At 29.7% G+C, this 17,419-nt stretch carries 12 protein-coding genes and 1 other annotated feature (1 of these 13 running past the window's edge); of the genes, 11 read left to right on the forward strand and 1 reads right to left on the reverse strand.

Annotation, left to right across the window (positions count from 1 at the left end; all coding sequences use genetic code 11):
• Positions 1–85 (forward strand) — a binding site (T-box leader); it begins 174 nt to the left of the window's first position.
• Positions 86–137: 52 nt separating this feature from the next.
• From Ctaglu_RS09745 to Ctaglu_RS09755, 3 genes are all read left to right on the forward strand, one after another.
• On the forward strand, positions 138–1,127 hold the full coding sequence (locus Ctaglu_RS09745; protein ID WP_125000659.1) for a S66 family peptidase: 990 nt from the start codon (positions 138–140) through the stop codon (positions 1,125–1,127).
• 56 nt (positions 1,128–1,183) lie between these two features.
• Positions 1,184–1,999 carry a class I SAM-dependent methyltransferase gene (locus Ctaglu_RS09750; RefSeq protein ID WP_125000662.1) on the forward strand — a complete coding sequence of 272 codons (816 nt, stop codon included), beginning with the start codon at positions 1,184–1,186 and terminating at the stop codon, positions 1,997–1,999.
• A gap of 235 nt (positions 2,000–2,234) precedes the next feature.
• Positions 2,235–2,459, forward strand: coding sequence for a hypothetical protein (locus Ctaglu_RS09755; RefSeq protein WP_125000665.1), 225 nt, complete (start codon positions 2,235–2,237; stop codon positions 2,457–2,459).
• Between the two features lie 34 nt (positions 2,460–2,493).
• Here Ctaglu_RS09755 and Ctaglu_RS09760 read toward each other — a convergent pair whose 3' ends face one another.
• Positions 2,494–2,904, reverse strand: coding sequence for a hypothetical protein (locus Ctaglu_RS09760; RefSeq protein WP_125000668.1), 411 nt, complete (start codon positions 2,902–2,904; stop codon positions 2,494–2,496).
• Between the two features lie 151 nt (positions 2,905–3,055).
• On the opposite strand from Ctaglu_RS09760, the gene Ctaglu_RS25760 reads away from it, so the two are divergent.
• From Ctaglu_RS25760 to Ctaglu_RS09800, 8 genes are all read left to right on the forward strand, one after another.
• Complete coding sequence (locus Ctaglu_RS25760; protein ID WP_207669459.1) at positions 3,056–3,337, forward strand: hypothetical protein; 282 nt, start codon at positions 3,056–3,058, stop codon at positions 3,335–3,337.
• Between the two features lie 494 nt (positions 3,338–3,831).
• Positions 3,832–4,848, forward strand: coding sequence for a hypothetical protein (locus tag Ctaglu_RS09770; RefSeq protein ID WP_125000671.1), 1,017 nt, complete (start codon positions 3,832–3,834; stop codon positions 4,846–4,848).
• A 39-nt stretch (positions 4,849–4,887) separates the two neighbouring features.
• Positions 4,888–6,060 carry a hypothetical protein gene (locus Ctaglu_RS09775; RefSeq protein WP_125000674.1) on the forward strand — a complete coding sequence of 391 codons (1,173 nt, stop codon included), beginning with the start codon at positions 4,888–4,890 and terminating at the stop codon, positions 6,058–6,060.
• Between the two features lie 12 nt (positions 6,061–6,072).
• On the forward strand, positions 6,073–8,760 hold the full coding sequence (locus Ctaglu_RS09780) for a GAP1-N2 domain-containing protein (RefSeq protein WP_125000677.1): 2,688 nt from the start codon (positions 6,073–6,075) through the stop codon (positions 8,758–8,760).
• A 31-nt stretch (positions 8,761–8,791) separates the two neighbouring features.
• Entirely contained in the window at positions 8,792–9,757 is a 966-nt protein-coding gene (locus Ctaglu_RS09785) for a hypothetical protein (protein WP_125000680.1), read from the forward strand.
• Between the two features lie 44 nt (positions 9,758–9,801).
• The gene (locus Ctaglu_RS09790) at positions 9,802–11,571 is read left to right on the forward strand and encodes a vWA domain-containing protein (protein WP_125000683.1); all 1,770 of its coding nucleotides are present in this window, start codon (positions 9,802–9,804) and stop codon (positions 11,569–11,571) included.
• Between the two features lie 44 nt (positions 11,572–11,615).
• Complete coding sequence (locus Ctaglu_RS09795; RefSeq protein ID WP_125000686.1) at positions 11,616–15,020, forward strand: tubulin-like doman-containing protein; 3,405 nt, start codon at positions 11,616–11,618, stop codon at positions 15,018–15,020.
• A 42-nt stretch (positions 15,021–15,062) separates the two neighbouring features.
• Entirely contained in the window at positions 15,063–17,408 is a 2,346-nt protein-coding gene (locus Ctaglu_RS09800) for a hypothetical protein (protein WP_125000690.1), read from the forward strand.
• Positions 17,409–17,419: the final 11 nt, after the last annotated feature.

Here is a 17,419-nt window from a genome sequence, read left to right on the forward strand (position 1 = left end):
CGAATATTGTTCCGTACTGCAGCGTGAGTGATTATTTTATAATAATTTAGGTGGTACCACGGAAGTTAAACCTTTCGTCCTATAGTAGGATGAAAGGTTTTTTTGTATTGAATGAAATTACAAGAGGAGGAATTGTAATGGATAGCATAATGAAATTAAAAAGAGGAGATTCGATTGGTATATTTTCACCATCATCACCTATAACTTACACTTGTCCTAAAAGATTTGAAAGGGCAAAGGAATATTTAGAAAACAAGGGGTTCAAAATAGTTGAAGGAAAATTAACTGGAAAATGTGATTTTTATAGATCAGGAAGTATTAAAGAAAGGGCAGATGAATTAAACAGTCTAATTAGAAATGCAGATATAAAATGCATTATGGCTACTATAGGAGGCATGAATTCAAATTCGATTCTTCCTTATATAGATTACGAAGCATTTAAAAGAAATCCTAAAATAATAATAGGATATTCAGATGTTACTGCAATTTTACTTGGCATATATGCAAAAACAGGAATAAATACTTATTATGGACCTGCACTGGTAGCATCCTTTGGAGAATTATCTCCTTTTGTTGATTGGACTTATAACTATTTTAAAGAAATTACTGTAGATGAAATAAAATTTCCTTATGCTTTAGAGATTCCTGAGTATTGGACAGATGAGTGTATTAATTGGGAAACACAAGCTAGAAGCAAAGAAAAAAGAGAAAACCAGTGGATTACGGTTTATGAGGGTAATGTCAAGGGGAGAGTAATTGGCGGTAATTTAAATACAATACAAGGCATATGGGGCAGTGAATATATGCCGAAAATAGAAGAGGGGGATATACTTTTTATAGAGGATTCATTAAAAGATGCAGCAACAATAGAAAGAAGTTTTTCCTTTTTAGAAGTAAACGGTATTTTTGATAAAATATCTGGAATAATTCTTGGTAAGCATGAATTATTTGATGATTTGAAAACGGGTAGAAACCCATATGAAATTCTTTTAGAAGTATTAGGTGATAGAAAAATACCATTTATTGCAGATTTTGATTGTTGCCACACACACCCTATGATAACTTTACCCATAGGGTGTTTAATAGAGCTTGATGCCACAAATAAAAAAGTAACTATTATTGGTTAATGGTAAAAATGATATTCAAATACTAAGATAAATAGAAGGCTAGGGGGGAATTTAGAATGAGTGACATAGTAAAAGGATATTATGATGAAAATGCACAACATGAATGGGAGAGATTAGACAATTCATATAGAAAAGTGGAGTTTCTAAGTACACTTTATCTTATAGATAAGTATTTTCCTAAAGAGGGAAAGCTTTGTGATATAGGATGTGGACCAGGAAGATATTCTATTGAAATGCTTAAAAAGGGTTATGATGTAACTTTATTTGAGTTATCAAGTGAAGAGCTTAAAATTGCTAAGGAGAAGATTAAATCAGAAGGATTAGAAGCAGAAGAATTTATTTGTGATACAGCATTAAATATTCATAGATTAGAAGATAAGAAGTTTAATGGAATACTAATAATGGGACCAATGTATCATCTTTATAAGAAAGAAGATAGATTAAAGGTGTTAAAAGAAGCTAGAAAGAAATTAACTGATGATGGAGTGGCACTGATTTCTTACATTAACTCAATAGGAACTTTGAAAGCAGGGCTTACTGAATTTTATGAGACCTTTGAGAAAATTGACAATGTATATAACTATTTAGGCGAACAAGTATTTGATGAAACTGAAAGCTTTACAGAGGTATATTTTACAACTCCAGATACTGCGTTAAAAGAAATAGAGGAAGCTGGTTTTAAAATCATAAGTTATGGTGGGGCAGAAAGCTTCTTAAGTGGGTTACATCTTCCACTTAAAAAGGTTTATGAAGAAAACAGAGCAGTATACGATAACTTCGTTAAGGTTGCTGTGGAGAAGTGTGAACTTCCACAATATAGAGATGCTACGGAACATTTAAATATAGTTGTTGGGATTAAAAAAGAAAAATAGCAAAATAAATTAATGGTTATAGACTATAATATAAAAATAGTGAACTTTTTACTGAATATTTGCGTTAAAGGATTAGTGGTAGTGATTATTATCCACTATAATTCTTTCTTTATATTCTATAGTCATCCTTAAAATGGGTTCTAAGATACTTATTATTTCGCAAATCATTATAGTTACCCTTACTCCTTGGATAATAATACCTGCAATAGCAATAAAAAAGGGTAAGTGAAGTTTAATGGTGATTTCGAATAATGGACTAATTATACTGTTAGCAATAGTTATTCCTATCTTACTACTCCAAGGAGCATGGGTTTTTTATGATGCAAGAAGACGTAAAGAAAAATATTATTGGCTTTGGGGAATTTTTGCACTGATGGATACGCCAGCTAATCTGCCTATATATCTATTAGTGACACGGATTTTATTAAATAATAAAAAGAGACATAGTTCTGACGCTTAAAATCAATATCGTCACTTGTCTTTTGTAAATGTTTTTAATTCAGTTTACCCCAGTCCCAACGATTCTTAACTTTCGCTTGGGCCTGTTTATTTTTTTTTGCCATTATCGTATATATAATCTGGTTAAAAATTAATGCAACATAGCCAACTATAAGAGAAATAATATTGCTAGTTTTTGCTTTTGATATATTTTCTTTAATCATGGTAATTTCTTCCGCAGATATAACTTTGTCAGTATTAAGTCTTATTGCCAACCCATCAATACTGTGCGCCCCTAAAAGTGCAGATAGTGAGCAGAATAGTCCTACCACACCAAGAAGGATAAGCACTGAAATAATAAACCCACTGTCCGTAATCACAATTCCAACAAGTATTTTTTTCACTATGAAGATAATAGTTAAAACCGACAAGATTACACCTAGTATAATGTTAATAAATATAAACAAATAATCTCCTCCCTTAATTTTAGTTGAATAATATATTTATATATAAATTATAACATAATTTTAAAATTTTTAAAATTAAAAATGGATATTTTTTCTAATAGCAAATAATAAATATTTTCAATAATAAAATGAACTTTTTCCTGAGGGAAGAATGGAAATATTAGAGTTTAATAAAGACTTGAAGTCAGAAGGAACCACCGTTTTTATATCCACTCATATTTTGAGTGATATAGAAAGAATTTGTGACCAGGTAAGTATTTTGGACAAAGTTCTTTTAAACTTTAAATGGTTAGAAAGTGTTTCGATAAATGAAAATAAGGCCTCTATCTATGTTATAGAAAATTATTCTTATACAATAGCATTTTTAATTATCTGTAGCATACTCTTTATAATAGCTACTATTTTTAACATGAACAAAGTTGAGGTAACATAATTAAAAGCAGAGCAAAGAGAATATCTATTAATAATTGTTATGTTACCTAAAACAAAAAGGATATCAAAATAAGGGGGTATATATTATGCCAGATAAGGGTAAAAGTAAAGGTGCTTCAACTAAGAATAAGGGCAAGAAAAGTGACAAAAAGGAACAAAAAAACAAAGGACCTAAAAAGTAAAAAAAATTCCTGAGCTCGAAGAGTTCAGGAGTTTTTTTCTTAGTGGTGAAACATAGGTAGAATTATATAAGAAATCTTTAGTAAAATGCTAAAATTATCAGTAAATTTACAAAATATAAGAGAAAAATGGTTGTAATAAATCAATTTTAAAATCATAATTAATAAGAGGCTTAGTAAATAATATAATAACCACTAATTTATGGGTAATTGCATAAAAATAGAATAAATCAGAGGAAATTGTAATCTACTGTAGAATATAATTAAGTGGTAATATGTTTTAGTAAAAGAATATGAAGGAGTTGAATCTAATAGCATGGAAATTAAGTATAAAGAAATTAATGATCTAAAAGAGGAGATAGAGATAATTCTTTCTATAAAAGATGAACTATCAAATGAAGAAATAAATAACTTTGTAGACTCCTTTCCTTCATTAACAGAAAAAGAAATAAGAGAAAAAATTGCTGAAATAACTAATAATAATGAATATTTAATAGAGGAAGTAAATATAGAAGAGCAGTTTGAAGAAAAACCAATTAATTTACAAAAAGAGTCCTTTGAAAAATGCGAGATAGCTGAGAGTGAAGAAATAAAAGAAGAACAAGTCCAGCAAATCATAATAAATAAAATTCAAGAGAGTGAACCAGAAAATGAAATACAAATAGAAACTGTAGAAGAATTAAATTCTACGTTAATAGATATAGCAGCTATAGTGGGGGAAGTTAAGCATAATCAATTGTGCTTGCAATGGCAATGGCCAGAAAAAGCAAATAAGATTAAGGTAGTTTATAGAGGAGATAGCTTTCCTAAAAGTGCTGAGGATTCATCGGCAGCTACTAGTGTAATAAAAAGAGAAAAAGATGAAAATACAGGAACATTTGTTATTGACAGGATATCAGAAGGGAATTATTATTTCACTATTTATGTTATGGCGGAAATGAATGATAAGGTTTTTTATTCACAAGGTAAACGTCGTCTTATTGTTAACAAAAAACCTATTGAAATATATTATAATTTGAAGATTAAAAGAAGTTTACTCGGCAAGATTAAGTCAGCAGAAATTATGTTTAGTATGGAAGATGAGGGAGAAGTCAAATTACCAGCTATTACGGTGATAGGTAAAAGAGGGAATATGCCGATTCAAAAATTAGATGGTGATGATATATATACTTTTAATGAGGTGGTAATAACTAAAAATAGACCATCTGTTTTTGAATTTCCTGTAGAGTCTATAAAAAACAATATGTACATAAAGCTATTTGTTATGAATGACAAAGAGAGTATAAGATATAGGATAATATCTCCCGCTAGAGAAAAACTTTATTTTAAATAAGTGTTATCTATTAGAGATAATTGCTAGGAGGCATGAAATATGAACTTATTAAAAAAATCTACTTATATATGCCCATTTTGTTTTACAGAACATAAATTAAGCGAAGTGAATTTTATATGTAAAAATGAACCAAATAAATGTGAAAATGCGAAAAGAGAAATTGTAATGGTTCCAGCTTCTAATGAGGGGAAAAATATTATGCCAAAGGATATGTTCTGTGATTCATGCGGGGAGAGCACAAATGTGAAGGTTTGTCCTACATGCAATGCAGAACTTCCCTACACTATAGGTGAATATAAAGACTTGATTTTTGCAGTAATAGGTGCTAAGGAAGCAGGGAAGAGCCATTATATTGCAGTGCTTATAGATAAAATAATGAACGAAATTGGTGCTGCATTTAATTGCAGTCTGCAAGCCATTAACGATGCTACAATAACAAGGTATCGTAATGATTTTTATTATCCGGTATTTAGAAGTAAAGAAATAATCAGGGTTACACATTCGGCTAAGACAGATGCAACCGTTAGTCAGCCACTTATATATACTTTAGCTTTTAGAGAGACCAGCATCTTTGGTGGTCTTTTAAAAAGCAAGAGAATTAGTAATGTGGTTACAATAGCGTTTTTTGATACTGCAGGTGAGGATTTGAATGAAGAAGACACCATGAAGTCGGTAAATAAATATATATATAATTCTTCTGGTATTATTTTTTTATTAGATCCACTACAGCTTACTAATGTACGAGATTCTCTTCCAGAGGGAACCCAATTGCCGGAGCAGAACACTGAAATTGAAGATTTGCTTTCAAGAACAGCCAACCTTATAAGACGTGCAAAAGATAAGAAAATGACACAACTTATAGATATACCAGTGGCAGTGGCATTTTCAAAAATGGATGCAGTAGAGTCCTTACTAGATCCATCTAGTTGTATTAATTACCCAAGTAAACATATAGGTTCAGGAAAATTCAATATTGCAGATTTTGAGGATGTAAATGGTTCAATGGAATCACTTGTAAGAAGTTGGGGTGGAGAAAATTTTGCAAATCAGCTTAGTTCAAATTTTAAGGAATTTGCTTATTTTGGGCTAACTGCTTTAGGATGTAGCCCTGATAGTAATAGTATTAAGAATTTAAGACCTAATAGAGTTGAAGATCCATTTTTATGGTTACTTTGGAAACATAAGCTTATAAAATCAGAAAAGAGAAAGTGAGGCTAATATTTTATGAAAATACAGCAATTGTATTATACCTCATGTAGAAAAGGGATTTCCTCTGGAATGGGTTTTCAAACCTATTCCGTATCTGAGGGGATTACAGAGGCTGAAAGAAAAGAAATAGAGAGTTACTGTATGTATATTCCACCGAGTAATCTTCCTAGTCAACCTACTAAAGATGAAATAGATATATTGTTTCCAACGGCCTTTTCCTATTTTATTCTTGAAAATGGGAAACAAGCAGTATGCCAAGCTAAATATACAGGAAAAGACTATAGTGGACGCTTTGGAAACTACTTTTGTCATGTTTTATTGTTTGAAAAGGGAGAGATGACCTTTCATCCTATACAGATATATGGCTCGGAGGTTTTTAAAAAACAGCTAACCCAAGGTGAAGAAAATGCTCAGCAAATAGAATCTTTGCAAGTATTGCAGCAACTACCTTTAGGAAGATTTATCACATTAGAGAGCGTTTCTGAATTTCTAAAAGGAGCTTCTACTACAAAAAGGAGCAAAAGTTTTAAAAATATGATGAATGCAGTTATTGAGTATCATAAAGAACATAAGAAAATTATTTTTTGTGATACTAATGAAAATAATGTTTACTGGATAGCCGCGGCTCAAATGTGTCTTCCTTTAAAACTGTCTAAATTATTAACTTTTACTACTTATAGCAATGATTGCGAAAATACAAATTACACTATTTGTGGTACATCAGGAGAAGGAACTAAAATTAATTTTAAGGATTGTAATAATATTTATAAGTATAATGCATTTGATTTTATAAATGGATATAGTAGTGATTTTAATCATGACTTCAAATTTTCCAAATTAGCACAGGTAGGGCTTTCAATATCAAAAGACAGTCTGCTACCATTTATAGATTTTATAGATAAATTTGACTATGATGTACTAGATGATGAAATTGATAATTGTCTATATCTTTATAATATGATAAAAAAAGGTATTGCAAAAATGGATACAGATAGCATAATAAAGGGAATAGACTTTGTTAATAACTATGCTTCTATAGAGACATTTAAGCAACTTTTTATACAGATAGAACCTATGCTTAAAAAAATAAGTGGAGAAGTAGATTTACATAGTGCAGAGGTTATTTCAAAATTTTTATTTAATATAGCACTTAAAACAAAAAATGAAATTTATATAAAAAATGCTTTTGAATTCTTTTTTAACGCTCTTTATTTTATGGTGGTAGATAGAGAAAATATTAAATTAGAAGAAATTATAGAATTACACGATAAAATAAGAGCAATAAATAGTAATAAGATAGATGAGTTTATAACTTATTCCTTTGATTCTTATAGATTAGATGAACTTTATACCTATATGGAAGGTGCAAAGGCAAGGCATGCTCAGTTTTATTTATATACACTTTTTGGAAACTTCGAATTTTACAGCTATAGGACATGCAATATTGTAAGCTGGGAAAGCATAATTAAAAATACTGCATTAGTGAAATTTATTGATAGATGTGTTGATATTTTAACTTTTAATAAAGATGAAATGAAATATATAACTAAGTCTATTTACAAGAATGAGGAGTATTTCGCAAATTTTATGGTTATATGCCATAAAAATGTTTTAGTCAGTGGAGATGGTAAAAAAGAAAAAATAGTATTGCAACTTTTAAAGGAAGCAAAACAAGAGAATGATGAAGCTTGGGAGTTGAAAATTAGAAATATTTTGAGTGAAATAGATGGTGGTGAAGAACTATTATTTAGATATTTTGTGTATGAACTTAATTATGCGCAAGACAAGAGTGAATATTTTTGGGATTATTGCGATTCCATTTTTAATAAAACACCTAGATATAAAAGAAAATATTTTTCCAAAGCTACTATGGAATTCTTGAACAATTTAGAAAATAGTATGGAGATTTCAAAGGAATCCTTTGAAATTCTTAAATTTATATTAAATAACTGCTTAAAAACTACTATAGATGAATCTTTATTATATAATTTAATAAGTAACTTTGAAAAGCAATTAGAAGCAGTATATCCAGAAGAAGAAATTGCAATAATTATTCCAGATATAAAGAACCTTAAAAGAATGGGAGATATTGTAACAAAGCCAGGTATTACGGAGCTTGTTCATTTTGGGATGAATCTTCAGCAGGGAACAAATGTAATAAAAACAGTATGTGGAAAAGTTAAATTAGACTTTGATTATATGGACAGACATACATACAGAAAATATTTATCTTGGTATTTATCTAATATATACATAAATGGAGTAAATGAAGATTTAAAAGTTGATTATCAAAGGATAACTGATGCTATTTGCCTAGGATTATATGAAGAAATATATTATGAATTACTTTTGAAAACCTTAGAAGACATATTAAATGAGGAGAAAGTTTATAAAAAGTTTTTAAATGAGAACAAACTAGAAGGATATGAAGTGTTTTTTAATTTTATAATTTATGTTTTCAGAAATATAGATGAGTTTTCAAAGTCTACAATTAATTATATTACTAATAAAACAATTAATATTTTAAGTAATAAGTCTACGCGAGAAATGAAGAAATATGAAGGCTATATGAGTTATCTGATGAGCTACGCTAGAAATAAATCAATGATACGTACTCCATGGGATAGTATATGTAAGAAAATTCATGGCAACAGAGAAATTTCTATAGTTCAAAGAGGAATAAATAAGTTAATCCGTAAATAGAAAAACATAGTTACACTAAGGAGGACTGGGATTGGAGTTTTTTAATGATATAATGAGATTTGTTTACAAAGCAATAGTCTACCCTCTTAAGTTTATTTTCTTCAAAATTATATATTTTATAGAAAAAAATTTAATCAATGCGAATTTGTCAGATATATGTGAAGAATGCTATGAAAAAGTAACAATGCCCTATTATGTCTGTCCAAGTTGCAGCAACAGGTATGCAGCTCTTATGCCTACCTTTAAGCATATTTTTTATTTTAAGTGCAGTTGTGGTAATAACTTGCCACTAACTGCAATAAACGGAAAAAATAAGTTAAAAACCCTTTGTGGAAATTGTAAAAATGCAGTTAAAATGAATAAAGTGAAGAAAATATGCATACCAATTATTGGAACAAACCCATCCATAAAAGCAAATTTCACATACAATATGCTTGATACTATAGAATGGAAATTTGATAAATCACCTTTTAAAGCCTATGTATCAACACCAAAAACTCAAAAGTTCTTCTTGGGGAAAAACAGAAAAAAACCTTTAAGACAAATTTATATTTTTAATACTAATGAGCGTAATTTGGCATTAAGTGATAATTTGAAAAAGTATAGATACTTTAACTATTATGACGGAATAGTATTTATATTTAATGGTGAAGAGCTTGTAAATTTAGAGGGCGAAAATAATTTAACTTTAGATGGCATATTAGATATATTTATTTTAAATCTTCAAAAAAATTTTGGCCTTAAGCCTGGAGAAATAATTAATAAGCCAATAGCAGTTATAACTAATAACCAGATTAAGAGAAGCTTTAATGGGTATATTGAAGAAAATTTTAAAGCTAAAATAGAAAATAATTTCAGTGATTATAAATTTTTTCTCCTAGATGATTTTAATTTGATAAAGCAAAGTGAAAATAAAGCAAACTACCATGAAGCAGAAGTATTTCAATGGATTTTAGGCCAGGTGGATACTAAAATACATAAGAGTATTTGTAAATAGATTTTTTATTACATTGGACTTTGATTAAGAAGGAGTTGAGCAAAATGAATCATAATAAAAAAGTTAATAGATTAATAGCATTTATGATAGTGTTAACACTTCAAATATCCTGCACCTTAAGTGTTTTGGCTAAGCCTAGTGCTGGAGTTTCAAATTTAGATGTGATTTTTGTTTTAGATGTTAGTGGATCAATGAAAACCAGTGATCCAGAGCAAATAAGAACAGAAGCTATTAAAATGTTTCTAGATATGTGTGGAACTTCGGGAAATAAAGTAGGGCTTGTGGCTTATTCAGATAATATTATTAGATTGCATAATTTAGCCGAAATGAACTCAGCGGATGACAAAGATAGTGTAAAGAGAATGACCACCAGCATACCCTTTGGACAAAAAACAGATACAGGGATGGGTATAAAAGAAGCTGTAAAACTTATGGAGAGCGGTCATGAAGACACTCATAAACCAATTATTATTCTTTTATCAGATGGTAAAAACGATCCACAGAGAAGTATGAGTGAGTCATTAAAGGATTTAAATGATGCTACAAATACTGCGAAAAGTAAGGAGTACCCTATATATACTATAGGCTTAAATTATGATGGTACTGTAGATAAGGCACAATTACAAAGTATATCAAGTAAAACTAAGGGCAAAACTTATATAACTAATAAGGCAGAAGAACTTACACAGATATTAACGGATATTTATGCGGATAATTCAAAAATCAATATTCAAAGTGGTGGAAGTATCATAGCAAATGGTGGATTTCAAGAGGTAAAGTTAAATATACCTAATGATAATGTACTAGAAGCTAATGTATCTATGCTGTCGGATAAGCCTGTTTCCGTAAAATTAGTAAATCCAAAGGGCGTTGATATATCTATTCCTTCTAAGGATATAATTTTCACTTCTTCGAGTAAGTATTCTATGTTAAAAATAGTAAAGCCGGTGCAAGGAGACTGGATAATCAAAGTTAAGGGAGTTAGTGGTGATAAAATAAATATTAGCTATATTTTTAATTATGATATTGAGCTAGAGGCTAAATTTAATCCAGTGGCACCTAAAATAGGCCAGGTTATGAATATAGAAGCTTATTTTCTAGGCAATGGAAAAGTTATTGATGACAATGAGCTTTATAAAGATATGAAAGCTAAACTAATAGTTAAAAATTTAAAAAATGGAGATATTAAAGAATTTCAGCTTCAAAATAGTAATCATTTATTTAGTGGAAAATATACGCTGCAAGATAATGAAAAATATGAAGTTAAGATAAGGGTGGATGGAAAGAGTTTTTATAGAGAAACTTCTCCTGTGTCAATTGGAGGAGGAACTACAGTAAAACCTTCTAATAATACGGCAGTTAAAAAACCCGCGGAAAGTGATAATAAAAAAAATACACTGGGTATTGTTTTTGCAGTACTCGCTATCATTGCCTCAATTATAATAGTAATAGCGATAGTTTTGAAAAAGAAAAATAAAGCAGCTGGCTTTGGTCGTGTGATGTTTCAAATTAGAGATGAAAACACTAGTGAAGTATCAGCGCCTCAACATAGAAGTTTGCATACTTACAATGGGAAATTTAGTCTTTATGATGTACTGGGACTTAAAGAGGAATTTTCAGAGGTACAGGACTTGAAATTTCACTTTAAGAATGATGACAGCATTGAGATAGCAAATAATTCACAGTGCAGTATTCAAAAATCTGGTAGAGTTTTATCAAAGGATATTAAGACAAAGTTGTATAATGGTGAAAGAATAGTAGTAATTTTAAATAAATCATCTAAAAGTATAATTCTAGAGTTCTATAGTAACTAGTTTTTTAAGTTTAGAACTCAAAATTGAAAGCGAGGGAAATTAATATGAATGCAAATATAAGAGAGCATATACAAGAACTAAACGTAATGACTGGTGGGGGAATCATTAGTGATAAAATACGTGTAGATACCATTGAAAATCCTATGCTTATCATAGGACTTGGTGGTACGGGTATAGATGCAATGTTAAGATTAAAATATCAAATAAATAGAAGGTTTAAATTACCTGAAGATTCCTTAACAAAGGTAAGAAAAGAGAAGCCTGATAAAATAGAATTTTTAGGCTTTGAAACTAATATGCAGGAAAAAAATAAGAAGTACAAAGGCATTGGACTAGACCCTCAAAGTGAATTGGTTATGTTATCTAATGCAGAAATTGGAGCTATTTTAAGCGATAGAAAAGTTATGGATCCATGTATCTCAGAGTGGTTATCGCCAGAGCTTAATATATCAGATGGAATGAAAGGCGCTTGTGGGGTTAGGCAGGCTGGAAGGTTATTACTTTTCACAAAGATAAATGAAGTTGTTGAAAGTATAGAGAAAAAAATAAATACTATTATGAAGGATAGTAAGGAAAAGCTATATGTATTTATGCTTACAGGTATTTCTGGTGGAACAGGAAGTGGATGTTTTCTTGATATTGCATATATAGTTCGAGGAATAATGGAAAGAAAATTTGGTGGCTATGGCATAGATAGGGTAAATATTTTAGGATACTTGTTTACCCCAGACGTTAATATATCTAAGGGTCTTGGAATGCACGAGAGAAACTATATTATGAAAAATGGATATGCTGCATTAAAAGAATTAGATTATTTAATGAACATTTCAGAAAGGGGAGATAGATTTAAGCAGAAGTATAAAAGTGCTTTAGAAGTTGATTCTCAGGCTCCACCTTTTGATTTATGCCACTTGATTTCTGCTACAAATAAAGAGGGTAAACTATTAAGTAATGCTTATGATTACTGCATGAATGTCACGGCAGAAAACATAACGAATTTTATGGCTAGTGAGGAAAGACAAGCAGGACAGGAGTTTGCTATTCATGATTACATAAGCAACATTGAGCAAAACATTAAGAATATGGAAAAGCCTTATTCTGCAAATTATAAATATAACATTATAGGAGCATCCTCAGCAGTTTTACCTATTGAAGAAATAACTACTTATCTTGCATATAAAGTTTTTGAAAAGATGGATGTAATGTTTGAAAAATCACCAACAGAGCAGGATGTGGATCAATTTATTAGAATGGTAAAACTAGACAAAGATGCCGTAGAAGCAAGGTTTGAACGTGAAAATTTAGGTAGACAACCTATTTCAGGTTATAAAAACAGAGATAAGTATGAGTTTGCAAATGTTATTAAAAAAGAAGCAGTAAATATGGATGAAGAGCTTAGTGAATACTTAAGGGATATTTGTGATGAGTATTTGAAGGTGAAAAGACAATACCCTGGTGAAATATCTGTAGTATTAAATCAGCAGATAGATAGAATGTTTAAAGATGCATCTAAGGGCCCCTTCTATGCTTCAAAGATGTTATTTTCAAATGAAGGATTTAATATGGTGAAAACGCTAGAGATTATAAAAGAATCATTAATAGAAAAGCATAGAAGATTACCAGATAACATTAAAAACCTTAGAGAGGATGCACAAGATAAGTTTGATGCAGCGAAGAAGACTATTTTATTTACAAAAGAATCAAAGAAAAATGATTATATTGAAGCTAAAATAGAAGAGTACTATGCAAGGACAGAAGAAGAAAGAACTTTGAAGATGATAGAATTCTATCAGAATGCTATTGAAATTATAAGCAATTTAAACAATAAAATATATAAAGTTTACACTGAAATTTTAAATGAATTAAATAAGGTGCTTAAGGATGATGGTAATATTCTTGTTAAAGGTGAAGAAGTACAAGTTAATAGCGGGAAAACCTATTATTGGAATCTTATTAATGTACCAGATGTGGTAAAAACTATAGATAAGATGGTTTGTGATGAAGATACAAATGATTTAATAAGAAGATTTACAGATAAGCTTTTAGGGGAATCTCAAAAATGGATTGATGAGCAACATATGGATATAGTAGGTTCTATATCAAACTTTGTATCAGAAGAATTTGGAGATATAATAACAAAATCTATGGAAGATTTTTTAATCATGAAGTATGGAGAAGAAAAATCTATTGAAAGATTAATTCAAACGGAAATTGCACCAAGACTAGATGAGGATGCAATACCAATATTTCAGCTTCAAGATGCAGGTGGCTCGCTAATTTTCCCATCTTGGAATATGGTGTCAGTTCCAGCTAAAACTCCAAGAATATATAAAGGGATTAAGGAATATAAAGAAAGCAGTACCTTAGGTCATTCTGTAAATATTAAGAGAAGTAAGGTATCAAATAAAATATTTTGGTTAAATACAGAAAATGGAGTACCATTATATGCTTATACCTCAATAAGACAATATGAAAAAATTTATGAGGAATCTATTTTTACTAAAGAGGGAATAGGAAGACATCTTATTCAAACAAGAGAAACTAACTGGACATATTTACCATCACCTATTCCAGAAAAGTCTTGGGGAACTAGTTATCATAATGAAAGAGTCAAGAAATATAATAGTGAAATAAGACAGGTTTTTGATAAAGCTGTAAGTTATGGCTGTATAGAGCGAGTATCTGAGATAACAAATTCACAGTATAAAGTTATTGTCACTAAGGAATTTAATATAGAGAAATTCTTATTAAACTATGATTTAGCTATTGAAGAGGGAAAAACCCCTAATATGGCTGAAATAAGGAAATGTATTGGAGAACTTAGAAAATTAATGCAGAATAAATTAGAAAAAATTGAGGACTATGATCTGCAAATGTATTATATTTTTGATAGTAGAGATGAATCAGTTGCAAAGGAAAATTTAATAAGAAGTCCAAGATTAATTCAACTTTTAAATTTTGAGATAGAAAAATATGAAGCTATAGAGCAGCAGATAAATAAGCTTGGAAGCAATATTTACGATAACGATAAAAAAACCAAATTATTAGATAACTTTATTCAAGCTATGTATACAGAAACTATTTGTAAAAAAGGTATTGTGTATATGTATGACAAGGATGCAGATGAAAGGACCGAAATAGAGCCTTTTGTTAATCTAATGAAGCAAAAGCAATATGCTGAATTCTCGATTTATAATAAGTATTGTGAAATCGATGAAAAGCATAGGAATGTTATTGAAGCTAAATCAGATAAAAGATTAGCGGATTTATCTATGGAAGAGGGAACAACTACATTGTACAGTAGAATAAAATGCATGATAGAAAATTATAGTAAGGCTATTGAAGAGTTAGATTACAGAAGGTATGAAATAGAGAATGGACAGGATATGTATAGTTTCTATGTTAATACTTATGATAAACTTAAAGAGATTAGGGTGAATTTAGAATAGCTTAAAATTCAACTCTTAATGCCAAAAGGTGGTGAGTTTAAAATGGAAAATATCTTGAAAGAATATGCACAGGGATATTGTTTAAGCACTGATAATACAGTATACAGAGAAGATGAACAGAAAATTGCCAGCAGTCCAGTGATTTTTGTTTTTATTGGAGATAAGAGTAATGAAGGATTAAAGTCTGTATATGAGGATGTAAATAAAAAATGGGATAATAGTAAAGGCATAATGTTTTTTAATGTATACCATAAAGAAAAATTTGAAGCTGAAAATGTTTTTAATTTTAAGGCTACAGCTTCTGGTATAGATATAGAAGATAAAAAAACCCTTAGATATGATATAAGTGATAATTTTTATAAAGGTGAGAATGGACTTATAGCTTTAAATGAAGAAATAATGAAGATGAAAAACAAGCTTTTAGATTGTGGTAAACTTTTTAGCTCCTTCGAGAGAGTAACCATTTCTGTGGTAAGTAGAGCTGATGATGCTATGAATATTTTAGTGCCGGAAATAAGTTTACTAATAAAAAGTAAGCTTTCACAGCATTTTAGAATTGTTTTAGCAGATTTCTATGCTTTACTCCTAGAAAAAAACCAGAAGGACGCATTTTTTGATGCCGCCTTAGCCTTTAGCTTTTTTAAGGAGCTTTCATATATGCAAAAAAGTGATTTCACTTTTAAAGAAGATATAGAGGTTTTTGGAAGTGACAGAAAGCTACCCGTTATTAGCGAAAATAAACCTATATTTGATTTAGTATATTTGCTTAGCGATACTAATGAAAAAGGTATAGTTTCTAGTGGAAGCCTGCAAGATAATTACGAAATTATTTCCTATATAAATCTTATAAAAAACAGAAATGTGAATATAGATACTTATTATGATATGGAAAATCAATATTATGATAATGCTAGGTTTAAAAAGAATATTTCGAAGGAGAATGGGAGTTTTACTTTAGTTACTGCAGGACTTGCAAAAATCAAAAGGCCTAATAATACAGTTGCTCTTATGGTTATAAACCAATTTTATGATGAGCTAACAAATAAAATAAAGCAGTATTCAAATAAAAACAAAGATAATTTGCTAAGAGTTTTTATGTTAGATGATGAAAATTTAGCTTTAAAAGCTAGTGGTATGCTACCCCATGGAAAAGGGGTAGAGGACATGAGGGGGCTTATGACTATAAGTTCCAATATTTCAATTTCAAAACTTGCAAAACTCACATTAAGGGAAGCTGAGGGAATGCTTTATGGGAATAGTTGTGAGCATTTCTTCAACGATAATTTTGAAAAAGCTATTGATGAAAAATTAAAAAACATAAGTCTTAACAAGGAAATACGGGGCATTGTCAAACTTTTAATGGAAGATAAGAGATATGGGTTATATGGAACATATAGTTTAACGAACCCAGTAGAAGCTCTGCAAGACATAAGGCTTAAATATGTGGATATAGATAAAAGCATTGAAGCTATAAGTCAGGAAATCAATGAAATTTATAGTAAAAGGGTCCAGGTACCTTCGCTTTTCAAAAGCTTATTTTCTTCAAATGTTGTTTTAGATGATATTAAAAAAGACTTATTTAAAGGAGTCTATGGAAATAAGCTGTACATACTAAAACTTAAGATAGCTCAAGGTATCCTGAGATTAAGCGAAGATATTATTATTAGTGTTCATGAAGAACTTGAGGAAAAAATTGATTATATTGAAAGTATAAGGGAGTGTATTGAGGATTATACAAATAATGATATTAAAGAGCAGAATGAATATATAGCACAAAACATAAAAGAATATTACACGCTTATAGTTAAGAAAATAGTAAATAAATTATCAGAGAGCTATGGCGAAGATTTTTATTTCAAGGAAAATTTTTTAGGGGATATAAATCAGTCTATAAATGATAAAGAAAAATTTATTAAAAAACTATGTGAGGTTTGCACTAAATACATTTTATGCGAAGCTGAGTTCTCAAAATCCTTTGAGGATGAGTTAAATGAAAGGGCTAATGTATCTATAGAGCTTATAGATAATAGTGTATTATCCAAAGATGAATTGTATAAAAGGCTCTACGGTATATTAGAGGAAAACTCCACTGTAAAAGCCTATATTATGAATTATAATGTAAATAAATACGAGGAAAAATATTTTTTTGGTGATTATAGTAGCGATTTTATTAAATATGCATTCAATGTAGATAGAGATGGTAGAAGTTACAATATAGGTTATGTTCATGAAAAAAGAGCTAGTGGTATAGAAAAGCTTAATTTAATGGGGGGATTTACTTTAGGAGATGTAATGTATATTAAAAATGCTGCAAGATATTATCATTCTTGCATAGATAATGAGTATAAGCTTCATAGAATAGATGCGTCATTACTTCCAGATATTTAGCTTCAAAAAGG

It is taken from the genome of Clostridium tagluense, assembly GCF_003865095.1.
In the GTDB taxonomy this organism is placed as follows: Bacteria; Bacillota; Clostridia; order Clostridiales; family Clostridiaceae; genus Clostridium_AD; species Clostridium_AD tagluense.

Bases quoted from the DNA above. Each gene is read 5' to 3' on its own strand.
- Ctaglu_RS09745 (WP_125000659.1), top strand. From the start codon at position 138: ATGGATAGCATAATGAAATTAAAAAGAGGAGATTCGATTGGTATATTT.
- Ctaglu_RS09750 (WP_125000662.1), top strand. From the start codon at position 1,184: ATGAGTGACATAGTAAAAGGATATTATGATGAAAATGCACAACATGAA.
- Ctaglu_RS09755 (WP_125000665.1), top strand. From the start codon at position 2,235: ATGGTGATTTCGAATAATGGACTAATTATACTGTTAGCAATAGTTATT.
- Ctaglu_RS25760 (WP_207669459.1), top strand. From the start codon at position 3,056: ATGGAAATATTAGAGTTTAATAAAGACTTGAAGTCAGAAGGAACCACC.
- Ctaglu_RS09770 (WP_125000671.1), top strand. From the start codon at position 3,832: ATGGAAATTAAGTATAAAGAAATTAATGATCTAAAAGAGGAGATAGAG.
- Ctaglu_RS09775 (WP_125000674.1), top strand. From the start codon at position 4,888: ATGAACTTATTAAAAAAATCTACTTATATATGCCCATTTTGTTTTACA.
- Ctaglu_RS09780 (WP_125000677.1), top strand. From the start codon at position 6,073: ATGAAAATACAGCAATTGTATTATACCTCATGTAGAAAAGGGATTTCC.
- Ctaglu_RS09790 (WP_125000683.1), top strand. From the start codon at position 9,802: ATGAATCATAATAAAAAAGTTAATAGATTAATAGCATTTATGATAGTG.
- Ctaglu_RS09795 (WP_125000686.1), top strand. From the start codon at position 11,616: ATGAATGCAAATATAAGAGAGCATATACAAGAACTAAACGTAATGACT.
- Ctaglu_RS09800 (WP_125000690.1), top strand. From the start codon at position 15,063: ATGGAAAATATCTTGAAAGAATATGCACAGGGATATTGTTTAAGCACT.